The organism is Novosphingobium sp. JCM 18896 (assembly GCF_025938095.1).
Lineage (GTDB): Bacteria > Pseudomonadota > Alphaproteobacteria > Sphingomonadales > Sphingomonadaceae > Novosphingobium.
Genome location: NZ_JAPCZF010000002.1, coordinates 391,628 through 407,239 on the forward strand (window position 1 = coordinate 391,628; position 15,612 = coordinate 407,239).

Annotated in this window: 14 protein-coding genes and 1 tRNA gene; 6 read left to right on the plus strand and 9 right to left on the minus strand. The window is 67.3% G+C overall.

The window, feature by feature from the left end:
- Positions 1-15: 15 nt before the first annotated feature.
- The gene (locus tag OLX23_RS07775; protein WP_264444224.1) at positions 16-420 is read right to left on the minus strand and encodes a group II truncated hemoglobin; all 405 of its coding nucleotides are present in this window, start codon (positions 418-420) and stop codon (positions 16-18) included.
- A gap of 120 nt (positions 421-540) precedes the next feature.
- Between OLX23_RS07775 and OLX23_RS07780 the strand changes: the two genes are divergently transcribed.
- Positions 541-1,362 (plus strand): sterol desaturase family protein, encoded by an 822-nt coding sequence (locus OLX23_RS07780; RefSeq protein ID WP_264444225.1) that lies wholly within the window; start codon positions 541-543, stop codon positions 1,360-1,362.
- 168 nt (positions 1,363-1,530) lie between these two features.
- Here OLX23_RS07780 and OLX23_RS07785 read toward each other — a convergent pair whose 3' ends face one another.
- The 4 genes from OLX23_RS07785 to OLX23_RS07800 form a co-directional block, all read right to left on the minus strand.
- Positions 1,531-1,743 (minus strand): hypothetical protein, encoded by a 213-nt coding sequence (locus tag OLX23_RS07785; RefSeq protein WP_264444226.1) that lies wholly within the window; start codon positions 1,741-1,743, stop codon positions 1,531-1,533.
- A gap of 91 nt (positions 1,744-1,834) precedes the next feature.
- The gene (locus OLX23_RS07790; protein WP_264444227.1) at positions 1,835-3,388 is read right to left on the minus strand and encodes a SpoVR family protein; all 1,554 of its coding nucleotides are present in this window, start codon (positions 3,386-3,388) and stop codon (positions 1,835-1,837) included.
- Positions 3,385-4,695: a YeaH/YhbH family protein gene (locus tag OLX23_RS07795; RefSeq protein WP_264444228.1), complete on the minus strand. Its 1,311-nt coding sequence runs from the start codon at positions 4,693-4,695 to the stop codon at positions 3,385-3,387. Before OLX23_RS07795 ends, OLX23_RS07790 begins: the two co-directional genes overlap by 4 nt.
- A gap of 26 nt (positions 4,696-4,721) precedes the next feature.
- Positions 4,722-6,665 carry a PrkA family serine protein kinase gene (locus tag OLX23_RS07800; RefSeq protein ID WP_264444229.1) on the minus strand — a complete coding sequence of 648 codons (1,944 nt, stop codon included), beginning with the start codon at positions 6,663-6,665 and terminating at the stop codon, positions 4,722-4,724.
- A gap of 329 nt (positions 6,666-6,994) precedes the next feature.
- Between OLX23_RS07800 and OLX23_RS07805 the strand changes: the two genes are divergently transcribed.
- From OLX23_RS07805 to OLX23_RS07815, 3 genes are all read left to right on the plus strand, one after another.
- Positions 6,995-8,671, plus strand: a complete 1,677-nt coding sequence (locus OLX23_RS07805; protein ID WP_264444230.1) for an FAD-dependent oxidoreductase — start codon at positions 6,995-6,997, stop codon at positions 8,669-8,671.
- Positions 8,668-8,973: a UBP-type zinc finger domain-containing protein gene (locus tag OLX23_RS07810; RefSeq protein WP_264444231.1), complete on the plus strand. Its 306-nt coding sequence runs from the start codon at positions 8,668-8,670 to the stop codon at positions 8,971-8,973. The genes OLX23_RS07805 and OLX23_RS07810 overlap by 4 nt, the downstream gene beginning before the upstream one ends.
- Positions 8,974-9,529: 556 nt before the next feature.
- Positions 9,530-10,015, plus strand: a complete 486-nt coding sequence (locus tag OLX23_RS07815; protein WP_264444232.1) for a GAF domain-containing protein — start codon at positions 9,530-9,532, stop codon at positions 10,013-10,015.
- 7 nt (positions 10,016-10,022) lie between these two features.
- Here the strand turns inward: OLX23_RS07815 and OLX23_RS07820 are convergent, their stop codons facing one another.
- Together OLX23_RS07820 and OLX23_RS07825 are read right to left on the minus strand one after the other, a co-directional pair.
- A complete protein-coding gene (locus tag OLX23_RS07820; protein WP_264444233.1) occupies positions 10,023-11,300 on the minus strand; it encodes a cell wall hydrolase in 1,278 nt (425 codons plus the stop codon).
- Between the two features lie 69 nt (positions 11,301-11,369).
- Complete coding sequence (locus OLX23_RS07825; RefSeq protein ID WP_264444234.1) at positions 11,370-12,035, minus strand: heme-binding beta-barrel domain-containing protein; 666 nt, start codon at positions 12,033-12,035, stop codon at positions 11,370-11,372.
- A 190-nt stretch (positions 12,036-12,225) separates the two neighbouring features.
- Between OLX23_RS07825 and OLX23_RS07830 the strand changes: the two genes are divergently transcribed.
- Positions 12,226-12,312, plus strand: a tRNA-Leu gene (locus tag OLX23_RS07830).
- 184 nt (positions 12,313-12,496) lie between these two features.
- Positions 12,497-12,742 (plus strand): GlsB/YeaQ/YmgE family stress response membrane protein, encoded by a 246-nt coding sequence (locus OLX23_RS07835; protein WP_264444235.1) that lies wholly within the window; start codon positions 12,497-12,499, stop codon positions 12,740-12,742.
- Here OLX23_RS07835 and OLX23_RS07840 read toward each other — a convergent pair.
- Both OLX23_RS07840 and OLX23_RS07845 read right to left on the minus strand, forming a co-directional pair.
- Positions 12,739-14,646 (minus strand): glycosyltransferase, encoded by a 1,908-nt coding sequence (locus OLX23_RS07840; protein WP_264444236.1) that lies wholly within the window; start codon positions 14,644-14,646, stop codon positions 12,739-12,741. The two genes, OLX23_RS07835 and OLX23_RS07840, sit on opposite strands and share 4 nt — an antisense overlap.
- A gap of 166 nt (positions 14,647-14,812) precedes the next feature.
- On the minus strand, positions 14,813-15,574 hold the full coding sequence (locus OLX23_RS07845) for an SDR family NAD(P)-dependent oxidoreductase (RefSeq protein ID WP_264444237.1): 762 nt from the start codon (positions 15,572-15,574) through the stop codon (positions 14,813-14,815).
- Positions 15,575-15,612 lie beyond the last annotated feature (38 nt).

Sequence of the window (15,612 nt, forward strand, 5' to 3'; positions counted from 1 at the left end):
CCGTGCCGGGGAGGATCAGCGCCCCACCCCGCCCATGTTCAGCGCCATGCCGGCCAGCGCCTCGGCCATCTTCGCTGCCAGCTCGGGATCGGCCTCGGCATCCTGAACCGCCCGCGTCATCGCATCGGCCCATTGCCGCGCGGTCGGCTCGGTCATCGTCACTCCGCGATGCGCGGACATCATGCAGAGGCCCGGCCGTTCCTCAAACCAGTCGCGCGGGCCGCCGAGCCAGGCGGTCAGAAACCCGGTCAGCGATGCGCGCATCGGCGTCAGGTCCGGCGCGTGCATCGCGCGCAGTTCGGCATAGGCGGGATCGGCCTCCATCAGGTCGTAGAAGCGATCGACGATCCGCCGCACCACCGGCTGCCCGCCGAGCCTGTCGTAGGCCGTCAGCGGCCGGTTCTGGGTGGCCTGTTCCATGGGTCCGTCTCCTTCGCGGCAAGGCTAGCCGCGCAAGGGCACTGCGCGCTTTGTCCTCGATCAAGGAGCACTTGAGAACAGCGTTCTACATCCAGGCCAGACCAACCTGGAAAGCACGTCATGGACACAGGATTTCTCGCCCCGCTGCTCGCCGGATACGAATGGCAGCTCTCGCTCTATGCCGCGCTCGGCATTGCCGCGCTCACCCTGATCGGCAGCAGGCTCGCGCTGCTGATCCCGGCCTTCCGCGCCGAGCATGACCGCAACCAGGCCATGCGCCGCAGCAAGATGGCCAAGCCGCACTATGCGCAGAACCAGCAATGGAACCGCCGCTGGGGTCCGGTCTTCATGGTGGCGATCTTCGCCGGGATCCTGCCGTTCTGCCTGACCGCCGCGCCGCAGCCGTGGTGGCGGGTGCTGCTCGACATGGCGGTCATCCTGCTGGTCTACGATTTCTTCTACTACCTCGTGCACCGCTTCCTGTTCCACGACGGCGGCTTTCTCGGCGGGCCGCTGATGTGGGTCCACGCGGTGCACCACCGCCAGCACAACCCCTGCCGGCAGGATTCGAGCTATATCCACCCGATCGAGGTGGCGCTGGGGCTGGGTCTCTACGCCGGCACGATCTTCGCGCTGTCGCGGGTTATGGGCGATTTCCACGTCGTGACGATCGTCATCACCTGGGTCGCCTTCTCGCAGATCAACCTACACAACCACGACCTGTGGGAGACCGACCGCTTTCCCTTCCGCTACCTGGCGACGATGTCGCGGATGCACCACAACCACCACGCGCGCTTCACCGGCGGCAATTTCGCCACGATCACCCTGCTCTACGATTGGCTGTTCGGCACGCTCGATAACGGCCAGGGCTATCGCGCGGAGAAGGTCGCCACACGGCGCGACACCGGCCATAAAAAACCCCCCGCCGAAGCGGGGGGTTGAAGTCTGAGGCCCGTGGAGGATGTTGAAATTTCCGCGGGCGCGTCTTTCGAAGGACTTCCAGAATGCATCTTGGAAACTGGACCGTCAATATCCTGTCGTAAAACCAACACGAAACGCGCGCCGCCCTTGCAGGCGGCGCGTTTTGGCGAAAGCAAATTGCCGCGGTTTCTAGACGCCGCCGCTCAGGACGAGGCGGCTCGGTGTCGTATCGAGCGGGATCGCCTGGATCATGCGGCCATTCGCCTCCTCCGCCTTGCGGCGATAGGCTTCGGCCATGGCCTGGTGCATCTTGCGCGCGGGCGCGTCCGAAGTGGTCGCGGCAAGTTGCTCGTGCATCTCCGCGCGCTCGATATAGGCCTGGGCATCAGGTGAATCGAACATCTGATCGCTCCTATCCCCCGTGTATCCGCTTTGTGTTTATCCACAGGCCATACTCCGATTCCGGAGCGGATAGAAGCGGATTCCCAGAGGGTCAGCCCTCGGCCAATCGTGGCCCGCTGGCTCTTGGCCGCGCCTTGTGCTCCTTGAGCGTGGAGCCGCCTTCGGGCTCGATCTCGGCCAGCACGACCTCGTAGCCCCAGAGATCGGCGAGATGCTGGACGACGCGGCCGGCATCCTTCTCGGCCAGCAGCACGCCGTTGGTGACGTGATGCTCGAGCATCAGGGTACGATCGCCGGCGAGGTCGACGTCGACGATCTGGATGTCGGGCTCCTGCCACGAGATGTCGTACTGCCGCGCCAGGCCGCGGCGCAGTTCGCGATAGCCGCGCTCGTCGTGGATCGCGTCGACCTTGATGTGATCGACCTTCTCGTGATCGTCGAGCTTGAACAGCCGCCAATGGCGCATCAGCCGCGGCGAGAGGAACTGCGAGACGAAGCTCTCATCGCGGTAGTTCGCCCAGATGTGCTTGAGCGTGCCCTCGACGTCGCCGCCGCCGGCAATGTCGGGGAACCACAGCCGGTCTTCCTCGGTCGGCGCAGTGCAGACCTGCGCGATGTCCTGCATCATGTTGTAGCCGACCCAATAGGGATTGAGCCCGCCATAGCGCCCCGAATCGAACATCGGCTGGCTGACGACATTGGTATGCGAGGTCAGGAATTCGAGGAAGGATCCCTCGGTGATGTGGCCGCGCTCGTGCAGCGCCGTCATGATCCGATAGTGGACGTAGCAGGCCGCGCCCTCGTTCATCACCTTGGTCTGGCCCTGCGGATAGAAATACTGCGCCAGCACGCGCGTGATGCGCAGGATCTCGCGCTGCCAGGGCGCCAGCCGCGGCGCCGATTTCTCGAGGAAATAGAGCACGTTCTCCTGCGGCAGGCCCAACGCCGCGGCGCGCTCGCTGACCGCGGCGTCGGCGGCCTTGGCCTTACCCTTGGGCAGGGTGCGATAGAGATCGTTGTAATCGCGCTCGCGCTGGGCGTGGCGTTCGTTCTCGCGCGCCATCTCCGCCTTGAGGTCGCGCGCCTGGCCGCGCGGATAGCGGTGGACGCCCTGCCGGTTCAGCGCATGGGCGGCGTCGAGCAGCCGCTCGACCTGGATCTGGCCATAGCGTTCTTCGCACTGGGCAATGTAGCGCTTGGCGAATTCGAGATAGTCGAGGATGCCCTCGGCGTCGGTCCACTGCTGGAACAGGTAATTGTTCTTGAAGAAGTGGTTGTGTCCGAAGGCCGCGTGCGCGAGCACCAGGGTCTGCATCGTCGCGGAGTTTTCCTCCATGATGTAGTTGATGCAGGGGTCCGAATTGATCACCAGTTCGTAGGCCAGACCGCGCTGGCCCTTGCGGTACATCAGCTCGTTGGTGAGGAACTGCTTGCCGAACGACCAGTGATTGTAGAGCAGCGGCATGCCCGTCGAGCTGTAGGCGTCGAGCATCTGCTCGGCCGTGATCACCTCGATCTGGTTGGGATAGGTGTTGAGGTCCAGCTCTTCGTGCGCGACCTGTTCGACAGTGTCGTAGATCCGCTGGATCGTGTCGAAGTTCCAGTCGCTGCCCTCGTAGAGCGGTTTGGTCGCGAGCTTGCTCATGACTTGCCCCTCCCCGCCGCCAGGCCGCGCTTGGCGAAGAGCTCGCGGAACACCGGATAGATCTCGCGCCGGTGGTGGACCTTGCGCATGACGAACTTGCCGTTCTGCCCGTCTATCTGGCCGTAGGACCGCCAGAGGTCGCTCGCGCGCATCAAGGGACCACCCATCGACATCATCGGGTCTTCCTCGCGCCCGACCTCGAGATAGGCGACGTACTGCGCCACCGGCATGATCTCGTCGGCCATCAGCGCGATCGTCTTGGCCGTGTCGCTGGGCATGTTGTCGCCGTCGGAGGCCTGGGCCACGTAGATGTTCCAGTCGTTCGGCGAATAGCGGTCCTTCATCACCTGGAGCATCTTCTCGAGCGCGGTCGAGACCAGGGTGCCGCCGGTCTCGCGGCTGTAGAAGAAGGTCTCCTCGTCGACCTCCTCGGCGCGGTCGGTGTGGCGGATGAACACGACCTCGACGTGGCGGTAGCAGCGCTTGAGGAACAGGTGGAGCAGCGCATAGAACCGTTTGGCCAGGTCCTTCATGTGCTCGGTCATCGAGCCCGAGACGTCCATCAGGCAGAACATCACCGCCTGGCTGATCGGCTTGGGCGTGGGCTCGAAGCGGCGATAGCGCAGGTCGATCGGATCGACGTAGGTGATCAGCTTGCGCCGGCGTTCAAGGCGTTCGAGCTCCTCGCGCAGCTTGGCGATCGCATCGGAATGGTCGCCGGGGAGCGCCTCTAGCCGGGCGATCTCCGCCTCGATCTTCGCCATCTCCTCGCCGCGCGGACGCTTGAGCGCAATGCGGCGCGACATCGAATTGCGCATGGTGCGGGTGATCGACAACGCCGAGGGGCTGCCGCTGGTCGAATAGCCGGCCTGGCGCACGCCCTCGGCCTCGCCGCTGGTCAGCTTCTTCTTGGCCAGTTCGGGCAGTTCGAGATCGTCGAGGAACAGGTCGAGGAATTCCTCGCGGCTGAGCACGAAGCGGAACTCGTCGTCGCCCTCGCCCTGGTGCCCGCCGGCACCCTCGCCGCCCGAGGGCGGACGCTCGATCTCGTCGCCCTGCAGGTATTCCTTGTTGCCCGGCAGGATGTGCTCGCGGTTGCCGCCGCTCGATCCGCGCCGGAAGCTCGGCTCGTGGACCTCGTCGCGCGGGATGGTGACCTCGCCCTCGGTCTCGAGGTCCTTGATCGAGCGGTCCTTGAGGCTGTCGCGCACCGCCTGCTGGACCAAGGCCTTCGCCCGGCGCAGGAAGCGCTGTCGGTTCACCAGGCTCTTGCCGCCCGGGTTCAGGCGGCGATCGACGATGTGCATCTAGCTTCGGCCCGCCTCCTTTCCGATCAACCGGCCTGCTTCACCCGCATGTACCATTCGACGAGGCGCCGAACCTGCCGCGCGGTATAGCCGCGGGCGATCATGCGATCGACGAATTCGTCGTGCTTCTTCTCAGTATCGCCGTCCTTCTTTGAACCGAAGCTGATCACCGGCAGCAAATCTTCGACCTGGCTGAACATGCGCCGCTCGATGACCTCGCGGATCTTCTCGTAGCTCGTCCACGACGGATTGCGGCCGCTGTTGGCGGCGCGCATGCGCAGCGCGAACTTGACCACCTCGTTGCGGAAGTCCTTGGGATTGGCGATGCCCGCGGGCTTCTCGATCCGGGTCAGTTCCTGGTTGATCACCTCGCGGTCGAGCAGCTGGCCGGTATCGGGGTCCTTGAAGTCCAGGTCCTCGATCCAGGCGTCGGCATAGGCGACATAGCGGTCGAACAGGTTCTGGCCGTAGTCGTGGTAGCTTTCGAGATAGGCCTTCTGGATCTCGTTGCCGATGAATTCGGCATAGCGCGGCGCGAGGTCGCCCTTGACGAATTCGAGGTACTTGGTCTCGGTCTCGCCCGGCAGCTGCTCCTGCTTCACCATGCGCTCGAGCACGTACATCAGGTGCACGGGATCGGCCGAGACCTCGGTCGGATCGTGGTTAAACGTCGCCGACAGCGCCTTGAAGGCGAAGCGCGTCGAGATGCCGTCCATGCCCTCGTCGACGCCGGCGGCGTCCTTGTATTCCTGCATCGACTTGGCGCGCGGATCGACCTCGCGCAGGCTCTCGCCGTCGTAGACGCGCATCTTCGAATAGGCGTTCGAATTCTCGTGCGCGCGCAGCCGCGTGAGCACCGAGAACCGCGCGAGCATGTCGAGCGTGCCCGGCGCGCAGGCGGCCGCCGCGAGCTCCGAGCCGCTGATCAGCTTCTCGTAGATCTGCCGCTCCTCGGTCGGGCGCAGGCAGTAGGGCACCTTGATCACGTAGATGCGGTCGATGAAGGCTTCGTTGTTCTTGTTGTTCTTGAAGTTCGCCCATTCGCTCTCGTTCGAGTGCGCCATGACGATGCCGGTGAACGGGATCGCGCCGATGTTCTCGGTGCCGATGTAATTGCTTTCCTGCGTCGCCGTGAGCAGCGGGTGGAGCATCTTGATTGGCGCTTTGAACATCTCGACGAATTCGAGCATGCCCTGGTTCGCGCGGTTGAGCCCGCCCGAGTAGCTATAGGCGTCGGGATCGTTCTGGCTCAGCATCTCGAGCTTGCGAATGTCGACCTTGCCGACGAGGCTGGAGATGTCCTGGTTGTTCTCGTCTCCCGGCTCGGTCTTGGCGATGCCGATCTGGTGGATGCGGCTGGGCATCAGCCGCACGACCTTGAACTGGCTGATGTCGCCGCGAAATTCGTCGAGCCGCTTGCGGCACCAGGGGCTGATCAGGCTCGACAGCCGACGACGCGGAATGCCGTACTTGTCCTCGATCATCGCCCCATGCGTCTCGGGATCGAACAGCGCCAGCGGGCTCTCGAACACCGGGCTGACCTCGTCCCCGGCCTTGAGCACGTAGATCGGGTGCAGTTCCATCAGCGCCTTGAGCCGCTCGGCCAGCGACGACTTGCCGCCGCCGACCGGGCCGAGCAGGTAGAGCACCTGCTTGCGCTCTTCGAGGCCCTGCGCGGCGTGGCGCAAGTAGGAGACGATGCGTTCGATCGTCTCTTCCATGCCGTAGAATTCGGCGAAGCTCGGATAGAGCCGGATGGTCCGGTTCATGAAGATGCGGCCGAGCCGCGGATCCATCGAGGTATCGATGACCTGCGCCTCGCCGATCGCGGCGAGCAATCGTTCGGGCGCGCTGGCGTACATCATGGGGTCGCCGCGACACCCCTTCAAATACTCCTCCAGCGACATCTCCGTCTGGCGCCGCGCCTCGTAGCTGGCAGCGAAATCGGAAAACAGATCGCCGGTGGCCATACGCAACTCCTATGCCCGCCTATGTCATGCCCATTAGTAACATGAAGAAACGAACCGAACGAACGAGAGTTGCCAAAAAACTGTTGGAAAACTCACATTCGTGTCAGTCCGCAGCTTGACCATCACAGCCCGGCGATGCTCATAGGCGCCCGCCTTTCACCGCCCACCCCTCGTTGGCCGCGTTGACCTCGCCCGTCAGCTGTGTGAGCATCCGCGCCGGGCCCACCGTGCGAGACATCAGGCCCGCCCAACCTTGGTATGATCGACAGCGATGCGGCAGCCGGCCCACGATCGCCGCCTGGTACCCACGCGCCGCTTGAGGAGGAACGATGAGCACGCTCGACGATCGTCGCCCGCAGATGTTCCCCGTGCTCAGCGCGGCCCAGGTCGAAGAAGCCTCGCGCTTCGCCAGCGGCCCCGCGCGCGACTTCGCGCCCGACGAACTGCTCTACGACATCGGCGAGGTCGGCGCCCCGTCCTGGCTGCTGCTCGCGGGCTCGGCGGACATCACCCGCCGCGACGGGCTCAACGCCGAGGCGACGATCACGACCCTGGCCGAGGGCCAGTTCACCGGCGAGGTCAACCAGCTCGCCGGCCGCTCGGCCATCGCGCGCGGCCGCGCCGGCCCCGAGGGCGCCACGGCCCTGCCGTTCGACGCCGCGCACCTGCGCGCGCTGATGATCGGCTCCGCCGAGATCGGCGAACTGGTGATGCGCGCGCTGATCCTGCGCCGCGTCGGCCTGATCGAGGAAGGCGGCGCGGGTACGATCATCATCGGCACGCCGAACAGCCCCGACATCGTCCGGCTGCAGGGCTTCCTCGCGCGCGCCGGCTATCCGCACCAGGTGCTCGACGCCGCGCGCGACGAGGAAGGCCATGCGCTGGTCGAGCGGATCGGCGTCCAGGCCGACGAGCTGCCGCTGGTGGTCTGCCCCGACGGCTCGCTGCTGCGCCGGCCGAACGAAATCCAGCTCGCCGCCTGCCTCGGCATCACCCCCGCGATCGACCCGCGCAAGCTCTACGACGTCGCGATCGTCGGCGCCGGCCCCGCCGGTCTCGCCGCCGCGGTCTATGCCGCGTCCGAAGGGCTCGAGACGATCGTGCTCGACGAACGCGCCTATGGCGGCCAGGCCGGCGCCTCGAACCGGATCGAGAACTACTTGGGCTTCCCCACGGGCATCTCGGGCCAGGCGCTCGCCGGCCGCGCCTTCAACCAGGCGCTCAAGTTCGGCGCCGAGATCGCGATCCCGCTCGAAGTCACCAGGCTCGACTGCCCCGAAGGCAAGGTCTGCCCCGACCTTCCCTTGGGCCTGGTCCTGCCCGACGACCGCCACATCCGCGCACGCACCGTCGTGATCGCCTCGGGCGCGCGCTACCGCCGCCCCGACGTGCCGGGCCTCGCCATGTTCGAGGGCAAGGGTGTGTCCTACTGGGCCTCGCCGATCGAGGCGCGGCTCTGCGAGGGTGAGGAAGTGGCGCTCGTCGGCGGCGGCAATTCGGCGGGCCAGGGCGTGGTCTTCCTCGCGCCCAAGGTGAAGCACCTCCACCTCGTCGCACGCCGCCCGCTCGAAGCGACGATGTCGCGCTACCTGATCGACCGCATCGCCGCGCTGCCCAACGTCACCTTGCACATCGGCAAGGAGATCGCCGAGCTCGAAGGCGATTGCCAGACCGGCCTGACCGGCGCCGTGTTCCGCGACCGCGCCGACGGCACCACCAAGCATTGCGCGCTCAAGCACCTGTTCCTGTTCATCGGCGCCGATCCCAACACCGGCTGGCTCTCGGGCTGCGTCGAGACCGACGCGCACGGCTTCATCTGCACCGGCGACACGCTGCACCGCGAAGGAATCCTGCCGCTCGAGACCACGCGGCCCGGCATCTTCGCGATCGGCGACGTGCGCGCGGGCTCGGTCAAGCGCGTCGCCGCGGGGGTCGGTGAAGGCGCCGCGGTCGTCGCCCAGATCCACCAGGCGCTCGCCGCCCAGGCCGAGGAACGTTCGCGATGACCCGCAACTGCGATCACCAGGCCGTCATCCAGCAGGTCGTGCCCAGCGCCAAGGGCTGCGAGGAATGCCTGGCCAGCGGCGACTGGTGGGTTCACCTGCGCCTGTGCCGGACCTGCGGCCATGTCGGCTGCTGCGACGATTCGCCCAACCGCCACGCCACAGCCCACCATCACGCCACCCACCACCCGATCATCGAGGGCTACGACCCGCCCGAAGGCTGGGGCTGGTGCTACGTCGACGAGACCTTCGTCGACCTGCCCAACCAGACGCCGCAGCTGGGGCCGATCAAGCGTTGGGTGTGAGGTGGCGAATGGCTGGTTGCGCCGACAGAGCGGACGTAGCGCGTGATCGTCGACTGCGTCGATGCTGACGTTTCCCATATCTTCTCCGTCGCCCCGGGCTTGACCCGGGGCCCCGCTGTTCTTCAACGCGGCGATGCGGGCAAAGCGGGACCCCGGGTCAAGCCCGGGGCGACGAGTGGTGTGATGGAAATCCCTCGTTTCCGGTTGCAACCCGCCAGTCCGCACCCCACGGCCAGCGAGCTGCGTCCGGCGAGGCCGGCCTGGCGCGACAGAGCGATCGCTGCGTCGAAATGGCAGGGGTCGCCAGTGCCGCATCCTACTATCTATCCGTCACCCCTGCGAAGGCAGGGGCCCAACTGACCGCGCCTCCACGCGCCTTCCGTTTCAGGACGAGAGCTTGGTTAGGCCCCTGCCTGCGCAGGGGCGACGAGGGGGGAAATGGGCAGGTCCGCTTTTGAAGTCCGGGCGGCTAGGACCGGCCTGTCCGCACACCAGACAATATCCCGAACGGGAAGCCTCTATGGCGCTCGCAGCATCAAGCCCCTAAATCGCACCCATGTTCGAAACCACGATCGACACCTCGTCCAAGCCCGAAATGTACGCCGACCTCGTCTCTGCCGCGCGCGGGCTGACAGAAGGCGAGCCCGACGGCATCGCCAACATGGCCAATGTCGCGGCGCTGATCTGGGACACGCTGCCCGATCTCAACTGGGCGGGCTTCTACCGCTTCGACGGGCAGGAACTCGTGCTCGGGCCGTTCCAGGGCAAGCCCGCCTGCATCCGCATCGCCTTGGGCAAGGGCGTCTGCGGCACCGCCGCGGCCGAGCGCGTGACGCAGTGCGTGGCCGACGTCCACGCCTTCCCCGGCCACATCGCCTGCGACGCCGCCTCGCAATCGGAAGTGGTCGTGCCGGTGGTCCACGACGGCGCGCTGATCGGCGTGCTCGATCTCGACAGCCCGCACCTCGCGCGGTTCGACGAAGCCGACGTCGCCGGGATCGAGGCCCTGGTCGCCGCCGTGGCTCCCCGCCTTATTGCTTGAGGCCTTATTACTCGAGGCTTTGCTTCGTCTTGAAGCGAACGCCGGGCAGCACGTCCGCGGCCTGTGCCGAACCGGCGAGGCAGGCCTTGGGATCGCGGTTCGGATAGCGGTCGCAGTCGAAGCGCGTCGCGCCGCGGCCGCCCAGGCCGTCGCGGCGGTACTCGAACACCATCGTCCCGCGCGCACCCTCGGGGATCGGATAGGCGCCGGGGATGTCGTCTTCGTTGGCCCAGGCCGCGACTTCGCAGGCGCCCTGATCCTTGCACAGCGCCAGCGCGGCGTTGACCAGCTGGGCGGCCGAGGCCCCCGCCGGCGCGAGCAGGCCGAAGCCGCGGCCGTCGGGACGCACCAGCCTGACGCGGTTGCCGTAGAGCGGCACCTTGCCCATGCCCGCGGGCAGTTCCGCCTTGGGCTGCGGCAGGCCGAGAATGCCCGTGCCCAACTCGCCGACCGGCGCCGGGCCGGGCTGGGCCGCGGCGATCAGCGCCGCCGCGCCGGCCTCGTTGCCGCGATATTCGCGGCGGAACGCGCCGCCGCCGCCCCAGGCACCGCGCCAGCCGAAGAACAGGTGCGTGCCGACCCGCGCGAGCTTGTTCAGCTCGGGGCTCCAGTAGGGATAGACCCAGTCGGTGTGGTAATGCGTGGCGAGCCCGACGGGGCCATAGACCTTGCCCGCGAGCGCCTGCGCCGCGACGACACGCGCGCGCGCCCAGGCCGCATCGGACATGTGCCGGCGCAGCGAACCGTCGCAGGTAAAGGTGAACTGGCAGCCGGTGGCGCGCTGCGAGCCCTGATAGACCACGCCGCAGACCGTCGCCGGGAAGGCCGCGTGGCGCACGCGGTTGAGCACGACCTGCGCGACCGCGGCCTCACCCTCGGTATCGTCGCCGGCCTCGTAGAGCGCGGCCGTGGCCAGGCATTCGGTGGCGCGGTCGCGATCGGCGTCGGAGCCCTGGAACACGAAGGGCCGCGCCGCGCCGAGCTTGTCGACGAGAAATGGCACCGCGGCGTTGCGCGCGCGGGCATCGTCGGGCGCGAGCACCGAAGCCGCCTGCTGGCCGTGCGCCTCGATATCCTCGGGCAAGGCGGGCAGGTCTTTCAAGGTCGCGGGTCGCGGCGCACCCGCCTGCGGCCCCGCCGCCGGACCACCGCGCAGCACGAGGAAGGCCAGCACGCAGAGCCCGGCCAGCGCGACCGCCAGCACCGCCCGCACTCGGCGGTCGGCCAGGCGATGCTTCCAGGCCAGGCGCGGCGACGCCGGCTCTTCGAGACTTGCAGCGGTCATGGGCTCCGATGATCCAGACGATGAGGGGTGTTTACGGTCCGCGGCGCCGAAAGGTTCCCGCGGTGCGCCCTATTCCTGCCCCTGGCCCTGCCCCTGACCGACGATCTCGAACAGCGGATTCGGGCGTGCTTCACCGACCTTGACCAAGGTGTTGGTGTCGCGGTGGTTGAACAGCCCCTCCTGCCCGTGCACCGCCAGCATCGTCTCGGTGACATAGGTGATCGAGCCATCGGGATTGAAGGTCAGCTCGATCGAATAGGATTCGGTGCGGAAGGCCTGCTCGAGGAAGCTCGTCGAGCAGATGCCGTAATCGGTCTTGCCGCGCACCGCCGAGAGCCTGAGCGTGGTGTCCTCGGGCTTGGCGAAGCCCGAAGCCAGCGCGACCTGGCCGCGCGGGATCGACACGGTCTGCATGATCAGCCCGGTGTCGGGCTCGTAGAGCCAGTAGCCGGTCTGGTCGTGGAAGGTCGTATCCTCCTCGGGCGTGTTGATATGGACGTGATAGCGCAGCCCGTAGAGCAGCTGCGGCCCGTTCGCCTGCGGATCGATCGGGTGCGCCTCGATCGTTTCGCTGTAGACGCGATGTTCGGGGCCGTCGGCCTTGGGATTGATGTCGGCGCCGCGCGGCCCCTCGCTCGCCCAGACCCCCGCGAGCCGCGCCAGCGGCCCGAGCTTCGCCAAGGTGTTCGGATCGGCGTCCTGTTCGGTAAAGATGTCGTCCGGAATATCGGCCATGATCGTGCCCCCAGCCCTGAAGCGGATTGTCGCGACCGGCGATATGGCACCGGCGCCCCCTCGCGCAAGATGGCGATTTGCCCCGCCCCTCCCGTGCCGCGCGGCGTGCGGTGAAAACAAGTTTGATATTGCCGCATCGGGCTGTTGACAGACTGCGAGACTCACCTCTAAAGGCCGGCGCCTACCCCGTGCCCAGATGGCGGAATTGGTAGACGCACCAGCTTCAGGTGCTGGCGCTCGCAAGGGCGTGGAGGTTCGAGTCCTCTTCTGGGCACCATTTCCTTTGGCCGGCAAGCTGCAGCGCAGATTTGCCCGAGCGGCCGGGATACCAACGAGATTCTCGGCACCTGCGGCGGTCTTATGACCGCCGATCTCGCGTGCGTTGTCGATAATCGGGCGGTGACACAGATGGCCTTCTCGTGCGTTTGGCAGCAAAAGCGTTCCAGCGGAGGAGACAACCCATGCTCAACATCATCGGCGCCATCATCAGCGGCCTCATCATCGGCGCACTCGCGCGCTTCTTCTATCCGGGTGCGGTGCCGATGGGCTGGCTGTCGACGATCCTGCTCGGCGTCGGCGGTTCGCTGCTCGCGGGCTGGTTCGCCAGCCGCGGCAGCAGCGACTTCAGCCGCGCGGGCTGCCTCGCCTCAGTGATCGGCGCGATCGTGCTGATCTTCGTCGGCCGGCTGCTCGGCCTGAACTTCTAGGCGGCGAGCGGCCTCGGTTCGGGCTCGGGTTCGGGCTCGGCCAGTTCGGTGGCGCGCGCCGCGTGATGGTTGCCCAGGGCCGCCATCACCGGTGCACAGAAGAAGCGCAGCGCCATCGTCGCGAAGCTCAGCCCCAGTAGCAGCGCGAAACCGCCGCCGAGGTGCTCGGCCGCGAACAGCGCGAGCAGCGCGACCGCCAGGCAGATGGCGCCTGCCACGGTCTCGCCGCGGGCGATGACGAAGGGCGATTCGGCGGCGGACTGCACCGCGAACTTCGGCGTGCGCCGCCAGGCGATCGGGCGCTTCGACAGGCCCGCGACACCCGCGAGCAGCACGACGTAGTCGAGCGAGGCGCGCGCGATCTGGCCGCGGATCATCGCGCGCGGATCGTCGCAGCCCGACAGTCGATAGCGATGGACCGTGCGCACGATCCAGGTCACGAGGCCGACCACGAGCAGGAGCCAGGTCACGTCGGGCACGGCGATCCGCGGGGCATTGTCGCTGACCACGGTCATCGCGATGCCGACGGCCGACAGCGCGGCCATGGCGATCCCGGCAAGGTTGAGCAACGGCGAGACGCAGCGCGTGACCTCGAGCAGCTTGCTCCAGCCGGGCAGCGGTGCCGCCAGCGGTGCCGGGCGGAACAGCCGCCAGTGGCGGCGCAGCTGCTGCACCGGGCCCGCGGTCCAGCGGAAGCGCTGCTTGCGGTAGTCGTCGAAGGTCTCGGGGATCAGGCCGCGGCCGAAGGTCTCACCGAAATAGAGCCCGCGATAGCCGACCGCGCGGATGCGGACCGAGACTTCGGAATCCTCGGTCAGGCACCATTCGGCCCAGCCGCCTGCGCGGCGCAGGGCCTCGGCGCGCAACAGGCACATCGTGCCGATCGTGAAGGCCCCGCCGTATTCGCTGACACCGGGGTAATCGACCTTGTTGGTCGGCATGTATTCCCAGTGGCAGGCGGTGAGGAAATCGCTGTCCTCATAGCCGCGATAGTCGTGCGGCGTCTGGACATAACCGATCCGCGGATCGGCGAAGAACGGCACGAGCCGCGCCAGGAAATCGGGGCGCGAGTGGTAGTCCGCGTCGATCACGCCGACCACCTCGGTATCGGGCGCCATCTGCTCGAGGCAGAAGTTGAGCGCACCGGCCTTGGCGCCGGGCAGCGGCGCGACGTGGAAGAAGCGGAACACCTCGCGCCCCAGGCGACGGTTGAGCGTGCGGCAATGGACCTCGAGCGGACGCCACAGCGCCTCGTCCTGGGTGTTGTTGTCGCAGACCAGCACTTCGAAATCGGCATAGTCGAGCGCGGCGAGGCCATCCATCGTCGCCTTCACCACTTCGGGCGGCTCGGCATAGCAGGGCAGGTGCAGCGAGACCTTGAAGCGCGGCGCGAGATCGCAGGGTGCGGGCACCTGCGCGGGCATGCGCCAGTCCTCGTGCGTCAGCACCGCCTCGCGCGCGAAACCCGCGACCAATGTGACGCCGCTGGCGATCGCGCCGAGGCCGAGCGCCGCCAGCGAGGCGAGTTCGAGCCACCAGGGCAGCCCCGCCTCGACGACGAACAGCGCGCCCCACAGCGGGCCGACGACCAGTGCGACCACCTGGGTGGCCAGGGTCAGCACCCCGGGCAGGCTAAGCCGGCGGACGAACAGCGACAGCGCCACGGCTGTCGCCAGCACCAGCGCCAGCATCGCCACCAGATCGATCGGACGCGTGGTCAGCCACAAAGGGATCGCCAAGGCGGCCAGCACGGCGACGGCGAGTTCGATCGGTTCCTGCGAGGCCGGCCGGTCGATCCGATGCGGCGCGCGTACGGCTCGCGCGGTCAGCACCGTCGTGGCGCAGCCGAGCAAGGCCAGGAACAGCACCGAACAGTCGAGCGAAGCTCTTGAGATTTCCAGCAAATCGCAGTCCCACCAGATTTGGTTAGCAAATCGTTGACCGCGAAAACTCACGAGAACGCCTTATGGCAATCCCCGACTGCGACGGACGGTGCATTTGCTGCCACGCGCGGTTGTCAGAGCGGTGACAAGCCGCGGTTCTTTGCCCGCCTGTTGCTGAAAAGCGGGCTCAGCGCGCGCGGGCGAGGATGTTCGCCGCGGTCGTGACCAGGCCGCCGTTCGCCGCGATCGTCAGCCCGGTCAGCCAGCGCGCCTCGTCGCTGGCGAGGAAGGCCACGACGTCGGCGATGTCCTCGGGCTGGCCGAGCCGGCGCAGCGCGGTCCAGGGCGGCACCTGATCGGGCCAGGTCTGGCCGGCGATCATCTCGGTGCGTGTGCAGCCGGGCGCGACCGAATTGCAGGTGATGCCGCGCTCGCCGAGTTCCTGCGCGACCGAGCGCAGGAAGGTCTCCGACCCCGCCTTGGCCGCGGCGCCGACCGAGACGCCGGGCGCGGCGTGGGTCGCCATGCCCGAGGAGATGAACACCACGCGGCCGTGCGGACTCTGCGTCAGCCGCGCATATTCGGTGGTCGCGAGGATCGTCGCGCGCAGGTTGAAGGCGAGCACGCGGTCGATCGTCTCGACCGAGAGATCGGTGGCGAGCCCCGAACTGCCGCCGCCGGCGTTGAGCACGAGGATGTCGAGCGCACCGTGGACCGCGAAGGCATCGCGCACCACGCGCGTCGGCGTATCGCCCTCGACCAGGTCCCCCAGCACGACGTCGGCCTCGCCGCCTTCCGCGCGGATCTGCGCGGCGACCGGTTCGGCCTTCTCGGCGCTGCGCGCGTGGACGATCACCTTGGCGCCGTCCTGCGCGAGCTTGCGCGCGATAGCCTTGCCGATGCCCTGCGACGACCCGGTGACCAGCGCCACCCTGTCCTTGATCCGCACCTGTCTCTCCCGTTTATGAGGGCGGCGGCACCGGCCCG